Annotated in this window: 22 protein-coding genes and 1 pseudogene; 18 read left to right on the forward strand and 5 right to left on the reverse strand. The window is 42.0% G+C overall.

From position 1 onward, the window contains the following. Positions 1–179: 179 nt before the first annotated feature. From ACLVWU_RS08515 to ACLVWU_RS08530, 4 genes are all read right to left on the reverse strand, one after another. Complete coding sequence (locus ACLVWU_RS08515) at positions 180–365, reverse strand: hypothetical protein (RefSeq protein ID WP_413578566.1); 186 nt, start codon at positions 363–365, stop codon at positions 180–182. Beyond that, complete coding sequence (locus ACLVWU_RS08520) at positions 362–1,210, reverse strand: hypothetical protein (protein WP_413578567.1); 849 nt, start codon at positions 1,208–1,210, stop codon at positions 362–364. Before ACLVWU_RS08520 ends, ACLVWU_RS08515 begins: the two co-directional genes overlap by 4 nt. Position 1,211: 1 nt before the next feature. After that, a complete protein-coding gene (locus ACLVWU_RS08525) occupies positions 1,212–1,694 on the reverse strand; it encodes a hypothetical protein (RefSeq protein WP_413578568.1) in 483 nt (160 codons plus the stop codon). A 71-nt stretch (positions 1,695–1,765) separates the two neighbouring features. Further along, positions 1,766–2,869: a hypothetical protein gene (locus tag ACLVWU_RS08530; RefSeq protein ID WP_413578569.1), complete on the reverse strand. Its 1,104-nt coding sequence runs from the start codon at positions 2,867–2,869 to the stop codon at positions 1,766–1,768. Positions 2,870–3,006: 137 nt separating this feature from the next. Between ACLVWU_RS08530 and ACLVWU_RS08535 the strand changes: the two genes are divergently transcribed. The 12 genes from ACLVWU_RS08535 to ACLVWU_RS08590 all read left to right on the forward strand — a co-directional run bounded on the left by ACLVWU_RS08535 (position 3,007) and on the right by ACLVWU_RS08590 (position 13,768). Further along, positions 3,007–3,702 (forward strand): HNH endonuclease, encoded by a 696-nt coding sequence (locus tag ACLVWU_RS08535; RefSeq protein WP_413578570.1) that lies wholly within the window; start codon positions 3,007–3,009, stop codon positions 3,700–3,702. Positions 3,703–3,725: 23 nt separating this feature from the next. Then, positions 3,726–4,403: a zinc ribbon domain-containing protein gene (locus ACLVWU_RS08540; protein ID WP_413578571.1), complete on the forward strand. Its 678-nt coding sequence runs from the start codon at positions 3,726–3,728 to the stop codon at positions 4,401–4,403. Positions 4,404–4,432: 29 nt separating this feature from the next. Further along, positions 4,433–4,636, forward strand: a complete 204-nt coding sequence (locus ACLVWU_RS08545; RefSeq protein WP_413578572.1) for a hypothetical protein — start codon at positions 4,433–4,435, stop codon at positions 4,634–4,636. 22 nt (positions 4,637–4,658) lie between these two features. Then, positions 4,659–4,937 (forward strand): hypothetical protein, encoded by a 279-nt coding sequence (locus ACLVWU_RS08550; protein ID WP_413578573.1) that lies wholly within the window; start codon positions 4,659–4,661, stop codon positions 4,935–4,937. Positions 4,938–4,943: 6 nt separating this feature from the next. Next, positions 4,944–5,240 carry a hypothetical protein gene (locus ACLVWU_RS08555; RefSeq protein ID WP_413578574.1) on the forward strand — a complete coding sequence of 99 codons (297 nt, stop codon included), beginning with the start codon at positions 4,944–4,946 and terminating at the stop codon, positions 5,238–5,240. A 110-nt stretch (positions 5,241–5,350) separates the two neighbouring features. After that, complete coding sequence (locus ACLVWU_RS08560) at positions 5,351–5,929, forward strand: hypothetical protein (protein WP_413578575.1); 579 nt, start codon at positions 5,351–5,353, stop codon at positions 5,927–5,929. A gap of 87 nt (positions 5,930–6,016) precedes the next feature. Then, positions 6,017–6,613, forward strand: coding sequence for a hypothetical protein (locus tag ACLVWU_RS08565; protein WP_413578576.1), 597 nt, complete (start codon positions 6,017–6,019; stop codon positions 6,611–6,613). A 210-nt stretch (positions 6,614–6,823) separates the two neighbouring features. Continuing rightward, a complete protein-coding gene (locus ACLVWU_RS08570; RefSeq protein WP_413578577.1) occupies positions 6,824–7,396 on the forward strand; it encodes a hypothetical protein in 573 nt (190 codons plus the stop codon). Positions 7,397–8,549: 1,153 nt separating this feature from the next. Continuing rightward, entirely contained in the window at positions 8,550–11,684 is a 3,135-nt protein-coding gene (locus ACLVWU_RS08575; protein ID WP_413578578.1) for an RHS repeat-associated core domain-containing protein, read from the forward strand. 5 nt (positions 11,685–11,689) lie between these two features. Next, positions 11,690–12,088 (forward strand): hypothetical protein, encoded by a 399-nt coding sequence (locus tag ACLVWU_RS08580; RefSeq protein ID WP_413578579.1) that lies wholly within the window; start codon positions 11,690–11,692, stop codon positions 12,086–12,088. Positions 12,089–12,239: 151 nt separating this feature from the next. Then, on the forward strand, positions 12,240–12,812 hold the full coding sequence (locus tag ACLVWU_RS08585) for a hypothetical protein (protein WP_413578580.1): 573 nt from the start codon (positions 12,240–12,242) through the stop codon (positions 12,810–12,812). Between the two features lie 641 nt (positions 12,813–13,453). Then, entirely contained in the window at positions 13,454–13,768 is a 315-nt protein-coding gene (locus tag ACLVWU_RS08590) for a hypothetical protein (protein ID WP_413578581.1), read from the forward strand. A 25-nt stretch (positions 13,769–13,793) separates the two neighbouring features. Here the strand turns inward: ACLVWU_RS08590 and ACLVWU_RS08595 are convergent, their stop codons facing one another. Then, positions 13,794–14,267 (reverse strand): hypothetical protein, encoded by a 474-nt coding sequence (locus tag ACLVWU_RS08595; RefSeq protein ID WP_413578582.1) that lies wholly within the window; start codon positions 14,265–14,267, stop codon positions 13,794–13,796. 252 nt (positions 14,268–14,519) lie between these two features. Here ACLVWU_RS08595 and ACLVWU_RS08600 point away from each other — a divergent pair, with 252 nt between their 5' ends. From ACLVWU_RS08600 to ACLVWU_RS08625, 6 genes and pseudogenes are all read left to right on the forward strand, one after another. Beyond that, the gene (locus ACLVWU_RS08600; RefSeq protein WP_413578583.1) at positions 14,520–15,137 is read left to right on the forward strand and encodes a hypothetical protein; all 618 of its coding nucleotides are present in this window, start codon (positions 14,520–14,522) and stop codon (positions 15,135–15,137) included. Positions 15,138–15,146: 9 nt separating this feature from the next. Continuing rightward, positions 15,147–15,740 carry a hypothetical protein gene (locus tag ACLVWU_RS08605; RefSeq protein WP_413578584.1) on the forward strand — a complete coding sequence of 198 codons (594 nt, stop codon included), beginning with the start codon at positions 15,147–15,149 and terminating at the stop codon, positions 15,738–15,740. A 684-nt stretch (positions 15,741–16,424) separates the two neighbouring features. Beyond that, positions 16,425–17,099 (forward strand): hypothetical protein, encoded by a 675-nt coding sequence (locus ACLVWU_RS08610; protein WP_413578585.1) that lies wholly within the window; start codon positions 16,425–16,427, stop codon positions 17,097–17,099. Positions 17,100–17,104: 5 nt separating this feature from the next. Beyond that, positions 17,105–17,572 (forward strand): hypothetical protein, encoded by a 468-nt coding sequence (locus ACLVWU_RS08615; protein WP_413578586.1) that lies wholly within the window; start codon positions 17,105–17,107, stop codon positions 17,570–17,572. Positions 17,573–17,694: 122 nt separating this feature from the next. Then, entirely contained in the window at positions 17,695–18,147 is a 453-nt protein-coding gene (locus ACLVWU_RS08620) for a hypothetical protein (RefSeq protein WP_413578587.1), read from the forward strand. A gap of 87 nt (positions 18,148–18,234) precedes the next feature. Beyond that, positions 18,235–18,744 (forward strand): annotated as a pseudogene (locus ACLVWU_RS08625) (RHS repeat domain-containing protein); the annotation flags it as partial. Positions 18,745–19,515: the final 771 nt, after the last annotated feature.

The raw sequence follows: 19,515 nt of genomic DNA on the forward strand, positions 1-19,515 counted from the left end.
TCTTGACTCGTCTGTTTTGCCCGAAGTTTGGGCATGTGACATTTATTGCATTTGGAATTCACCGAAAAAAACGTAACTCATTTTAGAGGGTAACTAATTTTACTTTTATTTATAAGGGAGAATCTTACAGATTCTTAAATTGTTCGAAATTTGTTCAAAAAACGGAACAGTTTTTATTGTTAGCGGCCCATGCTTTTGTCGCAGAGTTCTTGGGCGTCGGGCTCGTGCATACGGCAGACCTTGGCGGTGTAGTCGTAGCATCCGCCGCCGTCGAGGCAGGCGTCGACCGCAAAGAATTCACGAAGCGAGAAAGCAGCAAGTGCAGCTAAAGCGATCAGAAATAGGATAAGGATTTTGGTTTTCAAGGTGTCACTCGGGCGGCGATGACGAAGGTTGTGAAAGTCTTCTCGCCTTCTAGCTGTTTGAAGGTGAAGGTATTTCCGCGGAGGGTGCCTGTACTTAGTTCTGTCCATTCATGACCTGAGAGGCCGGTTGCAAGTACTACCAGCTTCGCTTTCTTCAAATCAATATCCTGCCAAGCACGATTGGTGACCTGACTCCAGTCATCTGCGGAGACCTTGCTCGTCGTTTCATTTCGGGGTGTCCGCGGATCAATAGTAAATGAATACTGAATTCCAGTGCGGGTTTTAATTTTGGTGATGATCACCGCGATTGCGGGACTTAAAGGTACGTACTTCGCCAAATTAATACCGTCGGCAAAAGCCTTGGAGGCAAAAAGCTCGGCGCCTTCCGTGGTGACTGCATTCTTTGGAATTGTAATTTCAAGACCATCTATTTCAAATCCAGGCTGTTTTACTTTAAACTCGTAGGATTTCACAGGCGAAAGAACAGTGTGAAAACCAACAGACTCCATAGAGCAGCAGTAAACTTCTTGGGTGCTGGTCTCGGTTTTCTCGAGATTCATAACCGTGAGAATTGTCTTTTTCAGTGCAGGTATAGTTAACTGGCTGAATTCGAATGAAAAAGAGCCGTCTTTTCGAGTTTTGCTTGTCCAGGATTTTCCAGAGCCGGTTGTCAGTATCAAGTCAGTTCCGGCTGGCAGGTCTGAAGTTCCCGATACTTGAAGTTGTCTGTCTTCATCCAACGGCGGTAGCCATTCGCCAACTTTTGGAGAAGTGATGGAGATCTTCGCCAAGGCGGGAAGTGATAGGAAAACGGCGATAAGGCTGATTAGGATTTTGATATTCATACTAAGTTGGGGCTGCGTAGAGCATGCAGGCTACTATGGAGCTATCTTGTTGATCCCGGGAGATACTTGCATAAGGGACGATGCCGATGTTTGGGTTATCTTTGGTGGATCGGAAGTGAACCGTTCCCATCTGTCCAAGAATCATTAGTTTCTTAGTTTTATAGGCGTCTTCGATCATGACCTTGCATTCCTGCATTTTGATGATCGGGTAGTCTCTCACGTCATCTGTCCAGGGTAGGTACTTGTAGAACCAGTCACGGGACTCTTTCGGCCAATGTAGGTAGTCAAAGACAAAGGTTTTGAGTTCGGATCCTGACGTGAACCCATTCTCAACTTCCCATTTAACTTCAAAAATAAATTGGTCTTTGTCGTTGTAGGAAGTTTTCACAATCCACGCATTGGCCCAGGTGCCTCCTGCGTGGCATGGAGAACTAGCGATAAGGATTGTAAATATTAGAGTGAAATTTGAGAATAGTTTTTTCATTTTTTTCCTTTCGCTCAAATCTCTTTCTATCGCGGTTGTTAACTGCTTCGCTGCTTCTTACAAATCTTCGACTACTTGTCATTTTTTGAAGGTTTTTTAGTGTCTTCCAACAGCTTCGAGTCTACATTTGTACCAGGATCGCGTAGTTGCAATTGATCTTGCAAAGCTTGTGGATTGTCCTTCAATAGCCAGGCATCAATATGCTTTAAAGCTACATCGGTTGAGTTCTTGGTAATGTATTTTACGGCATCTGATTCAAGTAGACCGTTTGATTCCGAGCTGAAATCAACGCCTTGTTCTTTTGTGATAGTAAGTTTAGTTTTACCACCAGCAAGTGCGTTACAAAAGAACTGCATAAAAACTCCGGCTCCTGCCAATACTAGAAAGACATCAAAACCTGTCCAGCCCGGAGAAGAAAACTCTGCTTTTAGGGAAGTTTTTGACTTATCGTTTCTACAGAAATTTTCAAAGGCTTTCTGCAATTCAGCCTCAGATTTTATATTCTTTAGTTCTGGCAGTTGTTTTGCCAGAAATTCACATTTCAAAACGGTATTGGTTAAGAGTTGGTAGTGATAGGCTGAAATGTCAGTTTTCTTGGTTATATTTAAGTTTGTGAAAAGATGATCTGATTTATATACGAATGGAGAAATCAATGAATAAATTTCGTTTTCCCGTTCGTTTAATGAGAAGAAAGTTAATTGGCTACTAATGGCCTTCTGAAGTTTATGTGGCAAAAGGTAGCGGTGTACAAAACCCACCCAATTAACATCCCTTCGAAGATATGATTCCATTTCTAAGTCGAGATCCTTGCCACGAACTGATGACTTAATATAAAGTCTTTTCTTCTCAAAGTATGCATTCGAGGTAATTTTACCTATTCCAATCGTATCGTGATCAATTGTAATAACTAAATCTCCAATTTTTGCGTCAAAAATAAAATGGAGGGTTTGGTTAATATAGGTAGAAGCGGTTTTCTTCTTAATTTTCGTCGTGTTTATATATCTTTGTAGGCGTTCTTGGGTTGCCTCTCGATCCTTTGTTGGAATGTCGGCAACTTTGTCGAAATGGCTCATAGCGATCAAATTGTGCTTCATGAAGTGTCCGAAATGGCGACCTCGCTCTGCTCGGCACACCCAAAAATTACGGTCTGGGGGTTGGAAGATCTTAAAGTTCATATGACACCTCACTGCTCTATTGATCGGCAATGTCTAAACGAAAGTAGATGTATATAAATGAGAATCTGTTGTGAATTTATTTTGACTGAAACATAACAGATAAAGTTGGTCTAGTTTGGGGGCGATAAGAATGAACTATGAGTGCAATATCAGACATGTATCTTGAGACGCTAAAGTCGATTAATGGTTGGGTCACTGTTTCTGAGTGGGCAGTGAAGGTTGGAGAGATGTACCCTGAGCTTCTAGAAAAAGCACATCGGGAAGCCCTAAATCACAAAACACCGTCCACTGGTCTGCGTGAAATTGCCGCGCGTATTAGCTCTTGGGTTTCTACTGGCGGTTTTGGAGCCGTAGTTGAGGTGGATGAAAGTGAACGTCCGAAAAGGGTAAGATATCTTTCTTCTGAGCAATTGGAATCAATTGTTGAGAAGGAAATTGAGGAAGATACAGAACCGCTGACTAGGTATCAACTGGTAAAGCGTCAACTAGAGGATCTCAGTGTGGCAGAGCTATACAGAATTGAAGAGATGGAGAATATTGCGTCTTCTTTTAATTCCCTGTTTAATTTGGATTTTGAGGTCGATCATGCCTCTGCAATACTTAATTCTGAGAAGCCAGGACGACATCATCCAAATAATCTCCAAATTCTTATAAAAAGCCACAATAGAACCAAGAGTAGTTCAAATTGGAGAAGGTTCAGTATTGAAGAGCAGATCGAGTACATTAAGTCTGTTTTGAAAACCCATGACTTCGTCGCAAAAAGAATGTCGGTTCAAATTGAACACAAGGTTATTGAGTCTCTATTGCAGAGACTAAAGATGGTTTTTGATTAGACATTTCATTGAGGGAGTTTCAAGTGTTGGTGAATTGCCCGGATTGCAAGAATAAGGTTTCAGATGATGCTACAACTTGTCCTCATTGTGGGCGCATTGGGGTGTTTCAAGCTCCGCCAGAGCCAAAACCTCATGGGCCGCTCGCTTATATCATAACATTTGGTGTTTTGTTTGGAATTGGTTCTTGTATGTACAGTAACGCTCGTGAACACAGCGCTAATAAAGAAATGTGTATTGAAAAAGGAATTAAGTATTTTAAAGAAATAGGCGCATATCCGAGGCTGACGTCTACAGGCCAGTTGGCCGAAGAAGCGGCTGAAGAGAAGTGCGGAAGAACAGTAGGGGCTTTTGGAGAATTGCGGGCTTCTGAAGCTCCTAAGGAAACTCCCGTTGAGTCAGCTAAAGAAGGTACTTCATCAAAGCAGGGTAAAGCAGTAGTCATCCCTACAGATTCAAAGGCTACATATGAGTATCTTGAGATCGGTGGCAGTAAGACTAAGCCAACTTTGCTGATAAAGAGAACTGGCCCCTCGGGGGTAAGTTACGCGAAAAGGCTATTTAACTGTGTTGACGAAACGACAAAATATCTCGGCGAAGGAGATACTTTGGAAGAGATTAAGACATCCAAACCAGATAAAGACATGGGTCCGATAATTCGAGATTCCATTGTCTGGTATCACTATAAAAAAGTTTGTAAGTAATCACGTATTTCGATTTCAAGGAGTGAAGAATGAGCCAAAGCAATGATAACTATTTGATGCTGTTCTTAATCATTAGTGCCATTTGGCTTGTGGGGTTTTTGATCTTTAGGCATGTGGTGTGTTGGTATTGGAAGATCAATCGGCATATTGAGCTGCAGGAGGCGATCCTGGTTGAGCTTAAAAAGATTAATAATAAAGACGCTGGCGCTCCGAAATCTAATCAGAATTGGTAAGATTTCAAGTTAAGAGGGTACTATGAGTCGATTTTGGAAGCTGTATTGCACTTTTGCGGTTTTGGCGTTCTTGTCGAAATGTGTTTCTCTTCGCTTGATGATGTTTGAGGCTGAAGAGCAGTACCGCTCGCTGGAGTTTCGTTCAATGCAGGCAACGCTCTTGTTGAGTGGTATTCTCGTTTTGTCGTTATTTACTTTGATCATTCGTGCGAAAATCAAAAAGCAGTATGGCTGGGAGGCCTTCATTCTCCAACTTATTGTGCCATGTATTCTTGGCTTTTTCTTTTTCGGAGTTGTATAGGGTCGCATGAAGCTTAGATATTTGGTTTATAACGTCATTGCGACGCTTTTGATTTTGGGGATGCTCTCGGGCGTTGCTCTGGCTGCGATTGAACATGAGACGGGGTATTTGGCTATTTCAATGATCTTTGGCTTGCTCAACTTTGTTTTTAAAATGATTCCAAGTTGCCCAAACTGCCATAGGGGAGTTTTTAAGGCAAAAAAAGATGCTAGGTTCGGCAGAAGTCTCATCTTTGTTCCCCCTAAATGCACCGGATGTGGGTTCAGGTTTGATCGAAAGTATGAAAAACCAAAGGGCGAATGATTGAGAATTGCTAATATTGGGAAAGCATTTTTAACTATTGGATTTTCGATTGTGGTTTTCATCGCTTTGATGATTGTGGTTTAGTCTTAGTTTAAGTTTAGGGAGAATCAGTGATCAAGAGGCCTCGGCCATTTATTTCAGCCTGTTATGCGAGTTTAAGCATTTTAATTTTTGCTGCAATCGGTACATCAATGCTTTGGATGTATCGTGGTATGCATGTGACTTCGCGGGAGTTTCAGATAATTGGCAGTATATTTTCGGTAGTATCTTTGATTGGTTTAGTTTCAGCATTTTTTCCTTTAGTGAGATTGACTGATGAATATAAGTACTCAAAAGAAAAGTATCGATTCTACAGTGGAACCTTTTCCGTTGAAGAGGTTGAAGATAAAATCAGAACATTAGGATATGAAAAGGTCGCAGATAGGCTTTACATTCATAGTAAATTTCCCGAAAGATCTTCGTTTAGAGATAAAAAGCATCCAGCACCGCATTTTCTTGAAATTCAAAAATTAGGAATTGATGAAAAACTTCTTATTTTGAAGGCTTGGCAAGTGAATAAGCTTGCTGCTGCAGATTGGCGTCTCACAATGCATGATTCGTTCGAAGAACTAGAAAAGAAGATCCTATTTAACCTAAAACGAATTACCTACAGCGAAGCTCAAATGGTAATTAAAACATTTTCTAAATAGTACGACATCCTGGCCTATTCGGCGCTCAAGTTATACAGAATCCTCCATAATAAGTATAGGAAGCGTGAATAAGCCACAGGGGGCAGAGTGCAAAAATTATTAGTGAGTGTGCTCCTGTTTATGGTCGCAGGCTGTGTAACTTTACCTCGTAATGAAGTTATTAAGCCTCCGCCAGTTGTGAATACAGTTTGTGTCGAAGTGAAGCTCAATCGCTTCAGAGAAGGGCCAATTTCTAGGGAGATTGAGAAATTTCCTTTGGAAAAGGGAGTGGAAGCGAGTTACCGCCAGAGTCTTAAGAAGTTTGGAATTGAAACAGAGTGTGGTAATCCCGTAACTCGCTTTGAATTTGACTATACCATCAGGGGAGGAATGAAGATTCCTTCCTTTGATCTTCTATTAACCAGCGTGACGGTTTTAACTGCGGGCATCATTCCCTCGTACTCAGAGATGATTGTTGATCTATCATATACGAGGGACAATGCAAAAAGCGTAAATTATCTAGTTCAAGCCGATCAATGGATTTCTCTTTTTTTAATCCCCAAAGAGTCAAAGCAGCAAAGAGAGTCTCGGAACGTTTACGGAGTTTCGAATTACTGGGATGCGATGATTGTCGGCAAAACGGCAGAAATCATTCTTAAAGAGCTCCAGGGTGGGGCCATTAAAGAAGCATCAGTGGGGCACTAAATTCACTTAAAACAATGAATCAGGAGTTTTGGCTGAGGTCTACTATTTCTTTGTGTGATTTCAGAATTATATTTGAAGGATAGTAAGCGCTCCATTTGCCCTCGTGTAAGCGCTGTAACGGAAAAAATAAAATATGATTTCGTCAAAGGCTGATCTAGATAGTTGTCTTGTTGTAGACAAATACCTATTTACCCCGCAATAATGACGCTTATGAGATCTCTATACGGTCCAAAAGTATTTTATAAAAGCTATGCCGCCTATATCTCTAAATTCGTCGGGTGGGGAAAGTTTTGTATTTCCTTGGTAGTGCCATTACTGTTTGTCTTTTTATGCTTCGGAGTTTCTTTCTTTTTTTCGAAATCCGATCAAGCCCACTCCAGTAACATAACTTTCTTCGTTAATTTCATTGGCATTTTATACGCGCTAATTTTTCTGCTTGCGATTGTTGCAAAGAACCAGCATTTCGAAGTCAAAGAAGATAGAATTATTGATTTGTTTCCTAGAAGGAAAGAATACAAAGTTATGCATATTGAAAAGATATGTCTGGAAAGTCCTTATCGAGCAGGGATTCTAATTAAACTTCCTGATGAGCAACTTCTAAGGGGTCTAATGTGGTGTGGATCTGGCGAGAGTGATTGGAAAGATTTTATAAATACCTTAGCGAGTGTTGATCCAACTGTTCTGAATAAAATATTCTATAATCACAACAAATGGAAGACTCCTGAATATTCACAAGTGTCCCTTGAGGAAAGCTACAAGAAGATTCTGGAAGTCTATAAATAGTATTGGAGAGATGGTGAAAGCCATCTCTTTTTTTTGTCTAATTGGAATGCCCAGAAACTTACTTTATGGATCGCAGGTTGCGATCTGTCGTGCGTTTCTGGTGTTACTTCAACTCCCGGCCCATGCGGGCCTCCGTTCTGTGCGCGATATGCGCGGGTTACTCCAATTCTCAAGCCTCCGGCTTTCCACATCCTGCGCGATGTGCGCGGGGTACAGTGAAGGATATTTGACAGGAAACTGTTTAGACGTCTTGTTTGAATCTATAGTAGATAAGTTTTGGTAAAGATACGTACTGCATTCATCATATGAGGGAAAGCTCAGCAGGCTTTAAGGTGTGATTCTCAAATTAGCACTAAAGCTGAACGTATTTATATACGATAAAGCCTCCGATTGATTTAAATCCGGAGGACGTATGCGTTTGTTGATGATTTCCATGTTCGTGCAAATGTTTGCATTCAGCCATGCTTTCGCATCGACATGTGAGCAGCAAAGAGCTGAGGCCATAGCCGATGCTGCAGCAAGATGTGCTTTGCAAGATACATGTACTGAACTGGGAGTGTGCAACAATCCGGTGATGGAGCTAATAGATGGGGGATACTACTGCGTAACCAGAGTGACTGGTCCAAATCCACCATATGGGGTTGGATATGAAATTCTTATGGGAGACTATCATTGCCCGAGTTCGCCGGCAGCTCCGGATATTAATGTTCCTTCCAATCCTCTGGGAGCCTGTCGTGCTGCAGGACCTGTTGTGAAGCCAGGGTCAATTGTTGGAGTGGAGGCTCAAACTTTGGGTGAGGAGGTTGAAATCGTTGGGGCGCCCTTTTCACTCTACTATCACTCAGCCTTTCAAGCTGGTTATGAGAAGAATATAAAAATTAAATATAGAATTACACCAAGTACGCCAAGTACCTATGCCCAAACGTTCAATGTTGAAACTAAGAGGAATGGTGTTACTGTCGATACAGACTCATTTTCGAGCTTAGTTGCTAACCAGTGGTATGAGTATTTATGGAACGGCTACAACCCCACGAATACAGCTCGTGTAGGGTCTGCAAGTTTTGACGTGATTCTGACTGAAACAATTCCGTCGGGCTCGACGAGTCGAGTTCACACAGTAAAGCTTTCGTATTTTGACATTAGTCAATTCGGTATGGGCGGTTGGTTACCGTCGGTGCTTCGTTATTATGATGTTGATGGCAAAAAGCTTTATTACGCCACAGGAAGCGCTGTTGATGTTGAGGCGAAACCATTTGGCGCAAGTCACTTGTACATCGCAGATTCTTCAGGAGCGGAAGTCTATGTTTTCGATCTAACAGGCCGTCATATTTATACTAAGACAGCAATGCTCGGCACTACGGTTCTCACATTTACCTATGATTCGTCGGGGCGTCTGTCGTCAATTTCTGATCCTTTTTCAAAAACAACAACCTTTAATAGAAACCTTTCTGGTGAGCTAACTTCAATCACAGCGCCAAATGCTCAAGTTACAACAGTTAGCTTGGACTCTAATGGGTTTATTTCTGGTTTTACGAATCCTATTAGTGAGTCATATTCGATGACCTACTACGGAACTCAAGGTTTAATGCATACAATCCAAAAACCTAACTTGGAGTTAAGTACATTTACATACGATGCAGATGGACTGCTTACTCAAGACAGCCATTCTGGAGGTTATTTCTTTCAAATCGTTAGGGATCTGAATTCGTCATCGAGTAATGATACCTATGTGACTACTTCAATGAGCCGCGTTGATAGAATTGATTCAAACATTAGTAGCAATGGAAATACTGCTAGAACTCATTACCGATCAAATGGGCAAAACACGACTGATTATTATAACTACTACGCATATAATAACTCTTCTTATATTTCTACTAATACAGGTGGCATTCAGAAAAGCTGGAATGTAATGGATGACGCTAGATTTACTGGGATGGTGAGGCTGCCTACCTACGAGTCGGCAATGAATGGCGGTAATAGAACTGTGAACTTCACAAGAAGTCACACGCTGTCAGATGCCACGAATCCCTTTTCATTGACATCATGGAGTATCATTTTCCAATTGAGCGGAACAAGTACGTCTGCGACGACAGTGTTTGATCCAGTCAATAAAAAATACACGACGACATCAGGTGTAGGTGTTGTGTCTGAAATAGTAATTGATGATTACGAACGAACAGTTTCCTACAAACAAGGAAATCTCGACCCGGTAAGCTTTAATTATACGAACGAAAAGTTAACTTCAATTGTTCAAGGCGCTCGTACTACCACATTGGCGTACAATTCCAATGATTTGGTTCAAAGTATTACGAATCCTCTCTCGCAAGCGACTTCCTTCGTTTATGATGGCGCAAACAGAGTCTATTCGAAAATCTATCCTGATAGCAGAAGTGTTGTTTTCTCCTACGACAGCGCTGGCAATATGACAGGAATTACTCCTCCAGGGCGACCAATTCATAACTTTTCAGTCAATTCGCATGGTCTTGTTGGCGGCTATACGTCACCAAGCTTGTCGGGATTGTCTGCTGTAAGTACCACGTTTAGCTACGACCTTGATAAACAACTAACGGGAATTGTTTTTCCAAGTGGTAACTACATCAACTACAATTATGACTCCAGTGGACTTGCATCTGGCTTAACTACCAGCTCAGGGAATTATTCATTTAATATGGATGGTAATATACAACGTCCATTCTATATTTCAGGGCCAACGGGCACAGTTTCACTCTTTTGGTATGGAAATAGAATGGGTGGAAGTTCATACGGGGTAGGGCCGTATACTGGCTATTATAATACAAACTACTCTTCGGAGGAGCTTCCTGCCTCGGATTCAATTACTAGTTATGGTCCTTCTGGTGGATCGACTTCTAGTATTTCCTATACCTACAATAACGACGAGTACTTAGCCACTGCAGGTGACATTTCTCTTAGTTACAATACTCCAAATGGTCAGTTAACTGGAACCGCGATGGGTGCTGGTTCGACAGCTTTCACAGATAGCTATACCTACAACACCATGGGTGAAGTGACTGGTTATCAGGCTTCTTATGGATCAACTGTGATCTATCAGCTTGGTCTTGATCGGGATGGCATGGGGCGTATCAATGGTAAAACTCAGGTGATGAACTCGGTCACAAAAGACTATGACTATGTGTTCGATGTGTCTGGTCGATTAGAACAGGTAAGTAAGAATTCAGTGGTAGTGAGCAACTATGGCTACAATTCAAACTCAAATAGAAATAACGGTAACGTCGGAGCTCAGCCAACGAGCGCTACTTATGATGACCAGGATCGTCTTTTAACTTACAACACGCTTTCTTTCACGTATAACGCTGACGGGGTGCTTGGCTCTAAAACCAACTCTACGACATCAACGACCACACAGTACACGTACGATGTTTTTGGAAATCTGACTCAAGTGGATCTACCAGGCAGTACTGTTGTCACGTACTCAGTGGATCCGATCAACAGACGTGTAGGTAAAAAGATTAATGGTGTGGTTCAAAAGAATTGGATCTATATGGACCAATACCGAATCGCTGCTGAAGTTGATGCTGGTGGTGCGATTACCAAGCGTTTCGTCTATGGTTCTAAGGGCAATATTCCAGACTACATGATCATGGGAGGGGGGAACTATAGAATTATCTCGGACCAACTAGGTTCACCACGCTTGGTTGTTAAGCAGTCTGACGGGAGTGTCGCGCAACGGATGGACCACGACGAGTTCGGCCGTGTGATCGAAGACACGAACCCAGGACTTCTGCCATTTGGTTTTGCGGGTGGATTGTATGATCCAGATACTCAACTGGTAAGATTTGGTGCCCGAGACTACGATCCAGAGATCGGTCGCTGGACGTCTAAGGATCCAATTCTATTTGATGGAGGTGATGTAAACCTTTACGGATACGTCGCTCTTGATCCGGTTAATTGGACCGATGAATCCGGTCTATCTCAATCACTTGTTCAGCGAAGAACTGCATTTGAAGGTGTTGGATTGGGGCCGGTTAGTGGTAGTTTTACCTCCACTGATTTAATAAAAGTGATTATTGCTTCGTTGACGAATGTTTTTATAGACCAGAAGCTTTCTAGTTGGGAAATTGAACAAATGAAGAAGGCTGGTATCGACCCTGAGAAATTAAAATCTGAAGTCACCGGAAAAAAGAAGACAGGAAGTATTGATTTGTGGAAGAATCCAAATGGAGACATTTGTGTGAAGCCAAAAGATGGTAAGGGTCCTGGTGAGCCAACTGGCATTAACATTAATGACATACTGGGAAGAAAGTAGCATCAATGGATAAAACAGAAATGAATATTCGACTGACAGTTTATAATTTTCCTAAGGCTGAAATTGAGCGCATCAAGTTGCGGGGAATAAAGCCTTCTACCGTGGCTATCAAAGGAAAGGTAATTCAACCTTCCCTTGCAGGAGCGAGAACTACAGAAAGAAAGTGGAAAGAGACTTTTGTTGATTTCACTTTTCCCTGCAAGGATTTGAATTTTGAAAAGTCGGTCAAGAGTTTGATAACAAAAATGGTGGGTTTTCGTAAAGATAAGGAACTGAAGGCCGTGAAGTTCGGAATTACCTGCGAAGTGTATATGAAAGACGAACGCCCTGAGATTAGTCTTTCCGAAAACACGATTAAACTGTTAGCAGGGAATAAATGCTATCTGGAGTTTTCGATTTATTGAACTACCATTTTGTGAAAGGGTAGTCGGAGAAAAGAGAAAGAAGAGATGGTAAAAACCATCTCTTTTTTATTTCTGGACCTGCCTCGATATGAATGTGACAGGTTATTGTTTATATAGGACCATTAAGGCTGATTAATTTTGCTGGATGGGTATGAGATCACTATACGGTCCGAAAGTATTCTATAAATCTTATGCCGCCTATATATCTAAATCGGTCGGGTGGGGCAAGTTTTGTCTAGTGTTGGCTTTGCCAGTACTTTCGATTTCTGTATTTGTTGGTTTGTCGTTTCTTGCATCTAAAACTCCTGAGGCTCACTCAAGCAATTTAGACTTCTTCGCTAAAATGTGCATCTTCATGTACGTACTTGGCGTATTACTTATTATTTTTGCAAGAAACCAGTATTTCGAAGTCAAAGAAGATAGAATTATTGATTTCTTTCCTAGGAAAAAAGAATACAAAATTCAGCAAATAGAAAAAGTAAACCTCGATAATCCTCATCGGGCTGGAATCATTATTAAGCTCCCCGGAGAAAGGTTGTCTAGCGGACTTTTCTGGTGCGGAGCGAATGAGAATGACTGGAAAGACTTTGTAAATACCTTAGCTGCTGTTGATCCAAGTGTCTTAAGTAAGATTCAGTACAATCGCAACAAATGGAAGACGCCAGAATATTCCCGAGTTTCCTTTGATGAAAGCTACAAGAAGATCCTGGAAGTCTATAAATAGCTGATTGGTAAGCTGCTGGAGAAGACAAATTGAAACTTAACAGATTTTGTTTAATTCTATTCATGACTGCTGTTCTCGGTGGGTGCGCCTATACAAGTGTGACGGGAGAGTCAGTTGATTTTACAAAAGATATTTCAACTGACTCTATTTCCGTCCAAGTACTCAGGGAAGTTCAGGGAGGGCTGAGGTCCTCAACAGCCAAAACATACACAGAAATCTCTACTGACGCACAAGTCGTGGCTAGCAAGTTAAAGCGTGCCGGAATTAAGTCAGTGACTATCACTCTTTCGGAAAGGGAAAATCGGTATTCTTATTGCCGACAGTGTGGGTTGATCTTGTACCTAATACCAAACGTAAGTGGAAATGATTTGGTGCTAACTTGGAATGTGAAAGATGAATCGGGAAGGCAAAGAGTTATCGCTCAAGAGAGATCGTCGCTTAAAAGAATCGAGTTCCTTTTGCTATTCCCATATTCAGTGTACTACGTAGTTAAACAGCAGAGTAATGAGATGTGGGACCCTGATGCTGGATTCGGCAGTAATTTGTTAGGTGGGATCGAGGCACGCGAAGAATTCGTTAGGCTCAATCGTAAAATTATTAAAGGGATACAATCTGAATCAATCAGTTTATAGGTGGGAAACGTGATTCAACCGATACAGCTCCTGTTTTTGATAACAGTTTCCTTAATTTTCACTTCATGTGCAGGAAATTCCATCCGTGATCTGGAAAGAAAGAGAATGGTTAAGATCGAATTATCCAATGAGAAAGACTATACGCATTCTGTAGAGATGTGTGCTGTGACTCGATCCGATGTTAGCTCATTTGATAAATCTGCTAGGGATGGTTTTGTAAGAAAATTATTTGGCAACCAATGTACGAAATTGGTTTTTGTAGATGAAGTAGCTACCGAAAAAGAAGGCAAGAGTTGCTGGCGTCAAAAGATTGTTTGTGAGTAGGTTTGCTTATCGATAAAGATGCCGGTCAATTGGCTTGATTTAAGTTTTGATACAACCGTTTTGCATATTTAGATCTCAACGCAAACCTCAATACGAAAGCAAAGCCTACGGTTTGAATTACAATCACTAGTATCAATCCGAGTAAGGTAAAGACAGTTTGAAACAGGAGAGCGACACTCGTAAGCGAGACCGATTTTTTCATCCAGATCTGTAATCCCAAAATAGCAGAGCAAACGAGGGCCGTCACAAGTGGCACGGGAGAAATGATCGCAAGCATTCGTTTATTTACCCGAAGCAGCCTGTCACAAAGGATGGCCTCGATGATGAGTGTGATACCCGTAATCGAAATAGCAACCATTGATGTAGAATCATGTATCTGAAAGTGCAAAACACCTTCCAGCATATGGAAGATCCAAACCGACTGGCTGGCTATTCCAATCCAAATATTGTATCGAAGGATCAGTTCTCTGTTTTTTATAATCCAATCGGCATATCTCATTTGGAGCCCTGTTCAAAGTGAATGATGTTTATATTTCAGCATTTCTGTAGGCCGATTGCCACTGGTTATTTTTTTTGTCGGATTTATTTCTAATTTGCTTATCAGAAACTTACTTATTGGATCACAAATTAGGATTCGTGCATGTGATTATGAGCTAACTTCATTCTTGCCATAGACAATCAACTATTTACCCCGCAATAATACCATGTAGGGTGGATTAAGTGACGGGGAGTAGGTCACACAGGGGGCGGAGTGCAAAAATTAGTAGTGAGTGTTCTCCTGTTTCTGGTCGCAGGCTGTGTAACTTTACCTCGTAATGAAGTTATTAAGCCTCCGCCAGTTGTGAACACGGTTTGTGTCGAGGTGAAATTCAATCGCTTCAGAGAAGGGCCAATTTCTAGGGAGATTGAGAAATTTCCTTTGGAAGAGGGAGTGGAAGCAAGTTATCGCAATAGTCTTAGGAAGTTTGGAATTGAAACAGAGTGTGGTAACCCCATAACTCGCTTTGAATTTGACTATACCATCAGGGGAGGAATGAAGATTCCTTCCTTTGATCTTCTATTCACGAGTGTGACGATTTTAACTGCGGGCATCATTCCATCGTACTCACAGATGATTGTTGATCTGACATATACGAGAGACAATGCAAAAAGCGTAAATTATCTAGTTCAAGCTGATCAATGGATTTCTCTGTTTTTAGTGCCCAAAGAGTCGAAGCAGCAAAGAGAGTCTCGGAACGTTTACGGAGTTTCGAATTACTGGGATGCGATGATTGTTGGCAAGACGGCAGAAATCATCATTGAAGAGCTTCAAGGTGGACGCATTAAAGAAGCATCCATTGAGCACCACAAGGATGATACTAAGAAGTAGGAGGTGGTTTTGTCTGTGTTGCCTGGTATCGTGTTACTAAATCTTTTTTGGGGATTTGTTTGCTATATATTTTTGAGTGCGCATTCCAGTGTGATCCTCATTGGAATGTGTACCTTAAACCTTCTTTCGATACTGCTTGAATGTATACTCTTCAATCGGAGCGCCGATAAGACGAAGGTGATTGGGCTATCGGTCGCAAGGAATGTTTTTTTTCTGGCGGCATTTTTTAGTTCAAGCGTAGTATTTTTTCCAGCCAATTCAATTTGGATGGTTGCAGGATTTTTTTTAGTTCTTTTGTTGGTTCTGAAGAAAGTACTACCGATGAAAGAACTAGTGTTATTTGTTCTTCCGTTTCTTTCGATAGGTACATATATCATTTTGATGTTTCAGATTTCGTATTGGCAGGCGGAGTCTTTCAAATCAGGAGTTGTTGGTACTGTCACCAATTCAGGAGTGCTGTCGTCAATACCTCGATATAAAAATTATGCAAACATCTCATTCGAAAATAGAGAATTTCGTTTGCCAGTTGGAAGCGAATTTGTGCCTTCAGATCTTCAGAAGGCATCTTCATTACTAGGAGCGACGTTTGTCTTTATTAAATAGCCATCGTATTTTTGATGGGTGGTTGGGTCGGACTTTCCGCTTCCTGTGCGATATGCGCGTTTTGTCCGCAAGTCGTTCTTAATAGTTATATTAAACCACTCTGATGACCATCCAACTATTGCATGACCACCCAGGCGGAGGTGGGAAGTGCGATACTTTCTATTTGTTTCTATAATTATATTTGCAACCCTATTTGTAGCCGACATGGCGTTAGCCCGTGATGCCGTAGAGATGGGCGCGACGGCTCAAACGTATTTCCTAAGGATTGGCGTCGCCACAGTAGGTATCGGGATCACCATCGCAGGAATACTGTACTCCATCGGCTTAGGTCACTGGGGTAGGACCCTGTTGTTGAATGGTGGGATAGGTGCAGCCATCATCTTAGGTATGGCAGCGGTGTTGAAGATTTTCTCGACTATAACGGGAAGTTCCCTCTAGTCGAGAAATTGGTGAAAACGGTCCATCTGACGGCGTTGTCGGCTCCGAGTCTGTCCTCGACGTAGTTTCACCTACGCCTGCGGGAAACTCGGACCCTCCGCCTTGCATCTGAACCATTTTGACCAACTTCATTAATATCAAGATGAAAAATATCTATCGTAAAAATAAATCCCTGTCTGCGCGTACGGAAACGCGCGCCCGGGCTACGTGGGATAAAATCCCACCGGGAACAATTTGGAGCTAATCATGAAATTTGTAGTTTTATTGTGTCTGTTACTCACTGCTTGTTCGGAGGAAATCTTTCAGCAGAAGGATGAGCCTAAGATTGAAGCGAAAACAAGACAATATGATCTTATTTGGGATAATGAATTTGAGCTGAAAGAAAACACGGTCGTTCGGGTTCCGAGACTCATCATTACGTCCAACGCCAAAATCCGCACTCACGACAAATCCCTAATTATCGTCGTCGACGAGCTAATCTCTGAGAGTGGCACAATCGAGAACTTCAAAGATGGGGATTCGGCATCATTGGAAAAATCGGGACTAAGTGGTGGCAGTATCAGTATTAATGCCAAATACGCGGAAGGAAGGTTATCTATTGACCTTCGGGGGCAGAATGGTGGGCGTGGAAAACATGGAGCTATCACCATGCCCGGACGTCATCCCGGCTGTGCCGGAACTAATGGCGGCAATGGCGGGAACTCAGGAAGTCTCTACGTGGACTACGATAATGGATCACTTCAGATCGCAACGACCAACACTCCCGGCTTAAAAGGCGAAAGAGGAGTGAGGGGAGCGGCGCCAAAGTTTGAATCAGAAGAGACCTCTATCCAACCACCTTGCATCGCCGATGCGAAAGATGGGGTGGATGGAGTTCCCGGCATTAAAGGACTTGTTTGTATTTCTGGAAAGTGTGAGTAGTTTCTATGAAAAAGGTTCTGTTGCTTGTCGTGCTATCAAGCATTGGCTGCGCCCATACGACTACGCAGAAAGTTTATCGGAATATGGCAGTTGCTGGCACAGCAGGCATTACCTACGGGGCGACACAGGATAGTAACAAGACAGCAATGGCTTTGCTTAATGGCGCCCTTGCTGCTTCCATTGCGGCTGTGGTGACACTTGCTATTGAGAACCCTGATAAGGAAGAGCTAAGGCTAAGAAACGAAGTGGAAATGTTAAAATCTAAGCTCGACGAGGTGTCATCACCTAAAGTCACCTATCAGGGAGATGCTATGTTTCATTCACGAATCCCTTCTAAATACAAAGAACTGATAAAGCCTGGCGAGTGGAAGATCTACAAGATTGATGAGTGGGTTAGCGATGGAGATAACCGATTAATACATCAGGATCAAATCGTAGAGTTAATTCCGCCGACACTTGAAGGTCGTAACTAGCTATCTGTTTCCGCTGTTAGTTGTTGAAATGTCCGATCTAGTCTAGGTTTTCACAGAAATTGTCGTCAGATTAACTACATAAACATACAATTGTGTTTAATAACTCTAGGAGTTCATTCCGGATGAAGTTGTTCCTTGTTGTCTCTCTACTATTGATGGCGTGCGGATCGCTTTCTCATGCTAATTCTTGTGTTCTTCAGAAAGAGGAAACTCGATCTGGAGTTTTTAAGGTTGTTTCGGTTGTTGATGCTCACGCCAGATGTGTTAAAGCTGATAGTTCCCCGTATCAAATTAGTCGACGTAAAATTAAAATTGATGGTTGTATCGTCGAATATAAGTCTGTTGCTTCAGACGAATCGATCAGGGTTTATAATACGGGAGCCGGATGTAAGGTTGAATCGGGATCTGTAATAAAGGCTAAATTTCAAACCGTCAAAAATGAATGCTGCGGAGTAAGTGCAAGCTTTGGTCGTTTGAAGCCTTTATGTGTAGAGCGGCCCGAACTTAAGTTCGTCATTGAGCCAACAGATGGTGAAAAGGAATGTCTGACCGGCGTCGAATGGAAAAGGTTATAAATGCTTTCAAAAGCAACTTCCGAGGTAAACAAATGATGAACCGATTCACTTTAGTAGTGTTACTTATTATTATATTTCCATTTTTTTGGGGGAAGGTCAGACAGTCAAACAGGTCTGGTGAGATTTGGCGCTCGTGATTACGATCCTGAATATGGCCGCTGGACTTCGAAAGACCCAATTATATTTGAAGGAGAAGATGAAAATCTATTTGGTTATTTGTCTCAAGATCCCGCTAATGGTATCGATCCTTCGGGGCTATATCGAGTTTGCTATACCCCACTTAAAAGTATTTGGGCTGTTTTTGGTGTGCCACATGCTTACGTTTGTTCTAAAAACGAGAAAGGTGATTGGAAATGCGGTGGGCAGGGGCCGAGTGGAAGTATGTTTGGTAGTCCAGGTACCAACGTGACAAGCAAAGTTGGTGATTCCAGATCTTGCTATGAGCAGCCAAGTAGTGGTTGCGTTGATGGGTGTATCGCTGCGGAAGTCAGTTCCAATGTTCGACCATACTATAAAGTATCGGGAATGAATTGTTACGACTGGGCGAATGCTGTTATTAATAAATGTATGAAGGCTTGTGATCAAAACGGTAGATAGTGAGTTGAAGTGTTTATGAATTTAAATGGAAATTTCTCTCGATTCAATAAAGCTTTTATAGTCAAAATAATTTGGACTGTCGTGGCTATCTGCAATTGTGTATGGATGTTTTCAGTACTTTATTCAGATAGTCTATACAATGAGAGATTTCTTCCGATGGTCATGCAAATACTTATATCGTTTCCTATTGGTATAATTCCGTCGGTAATGAGCATATTCACTGGGCCAGTTCTTCATGATTTATCTCTGACGCTTTTTGAATCAAAATGGTTCGATTTGATGGTCACTATCATTACTGGTGTTGTTGGATATTGGCAGTGGTTTATTTTGCTACCAATTCTGAAGCAGAAATGGCGCGCACGAAGTGAAACACGCAAATAAATGAATCGTTAATCATTCTAACCCCGTCCATCCGGATGGGGTTGCTCTTTTTAAGTGATCTGAGCCTCGCGCGTATCTTGCATTTCAATCTCATGAGAGGTTGAAATGTCTTTTCTTTTATATCCCGCTGTTGATCAAAATAATTTAATTGCAAGGCGAGAGGTCTTTGTCGCAACGGAGGTGTATGAGCAAATACGTCGAAGTGCAGGCGAAGGCCGAATAACGAAGCAAGCGAGCCTTTTTCATCGACAGAACGGGGAGGTGGAGGATGAGATTTAAATCCTCCCGCCTCCTAAATGAAAATTCTGGGTATCTGGGGCTAAGCATTTGGGACCTCGCCGGCGTCGGTTACACCCTTATCATCGCCAACATCATCTTAGAACCCTTTGG

This window comes from Bdellovibrio sp. HCB290 (genome assembly GCF_047305925.1).
Taxonomy (GTDB): Bacteria; Bdellovibrionota; Bdellovibrionia; order Bdellovibrionales; family Bdellovibrionaceae; genus Bdellovibrio.

What these genes read in the sequence shown, in the direction of transcription:
- ACLVWU_RS08610 (WP_413578585.1), top strand. Translation starts at nt 16,425, where the DNA reads ATGAAATTTGTAGTTTTATTGTGTCTGTTACTCACTGCTTGTTCGGAG.
- ACLVWU_RS08595 (WP_413578582.1), bottom strand. Translation starts at nt 14,267, where the DNA reads ATGAGATATGCCGATTGGATTATAAAAAACAGAGAACTGATCCTTCGA.
- ACLVWU_RS08580 (WP_413578579.1), top strand. Translation starts at nt 11,690, where the DNA reads ATGGATAAAACAGAAATGAATATTCGACTGACAGTTTATAATTTTCCT.
- ACLVWU_RS08555 (WP_413578574.1), top strand. Translation starts at nt 4,944, where the DNA reads ATGAAGCTTAGATATTTGGTTTATAACGTCATTGCGACGCTTTTGATT.
- ACLVWU_RS08620 (WP_413578587.1), top strand. Translation starts at nt 17,695, where the DNA reads ATGAAGTTGTTCCTTGTTGTCTCTCTACTATTGATGGCGTGCGGATCG.
- ACLVWU_RS08575 (WP_413578578.1), top strand. Translation starts at nt 8,550, where the DNA reads ATGGGCGGTTGGTTACCGTCGGTGCTTCGTTATTATGATGTTGATGGC.
- ACLVWU_RS08585 (WP_413578580.1), top strand. Translation starts at nt 12,240, where the DNA reads ATGAGATCACTATACGGTCCGAAAGTATTCTATAAATCTTATGCCGCC.
- ACLVWU_RS08530 (WP_413578569.1), bottom strand. Translation starts at nt 2,869, where the DNA reads ATGAACTTTAAGATCTTCCAACCCCCAGACCGTAATTTTTGGGTGTGC.
- ACLVWU_RS08525 (WP_413578568.1), bottom strand. Translation starts at nt 1,694, where the DNA reads ATGAAAAAACTATTCTCAAATTTCACTCTAATATTTACAATCCTTATC.
- ACLVWU_RS08535 (WP_413578570.1), top strand. Translation starts at nt 3,007, where the DNA reads ATGAGTGCAATATCAGACATGTATCTTGAGACGCTAAAGTCGATTAAT.
- ACLVWU_RS08520 (WP_413578567.1), bottom strand. Translation starts at nt 1,210, where the DNA reads ATGAATATCAAAATCCTAATCAGCCTTATCGCCGTTTTCCTATCACTT.
- ACLVWU_RS08545 (WP_413578572.1), top strand. Translation starts at nt 4,433, where the DNA reads ATGAGCCAAAGCAATGATAACTATTTGATGCTGTTCTTAATCATTAGT.
- ACLVWU_RS08615 (WP_413578586.1), top strand. Translation starts at nt 17,105, where the DNA reads ATGAAAAAGGTTCTGTTGCTTGTCGTGCTATCAAGCATTGGCTGCGCC.
- ACLVWU_RS08550 (WP_413578573.1), top strand. Translation starts at nt 4,659, where the DNA reads ATGAGTCGATTTTGGAAGCTGTATTGCACTTTTGCGGTTTTGGCGTTC.
- ACLVWU_RS08570 (WP_413578577.1), top strand. Translation starts at nt 6,824, where the DNA reads ATGAGATCTCTATACGGTCCAAAAGTATTTTATAAAAGCTATGCCGCC.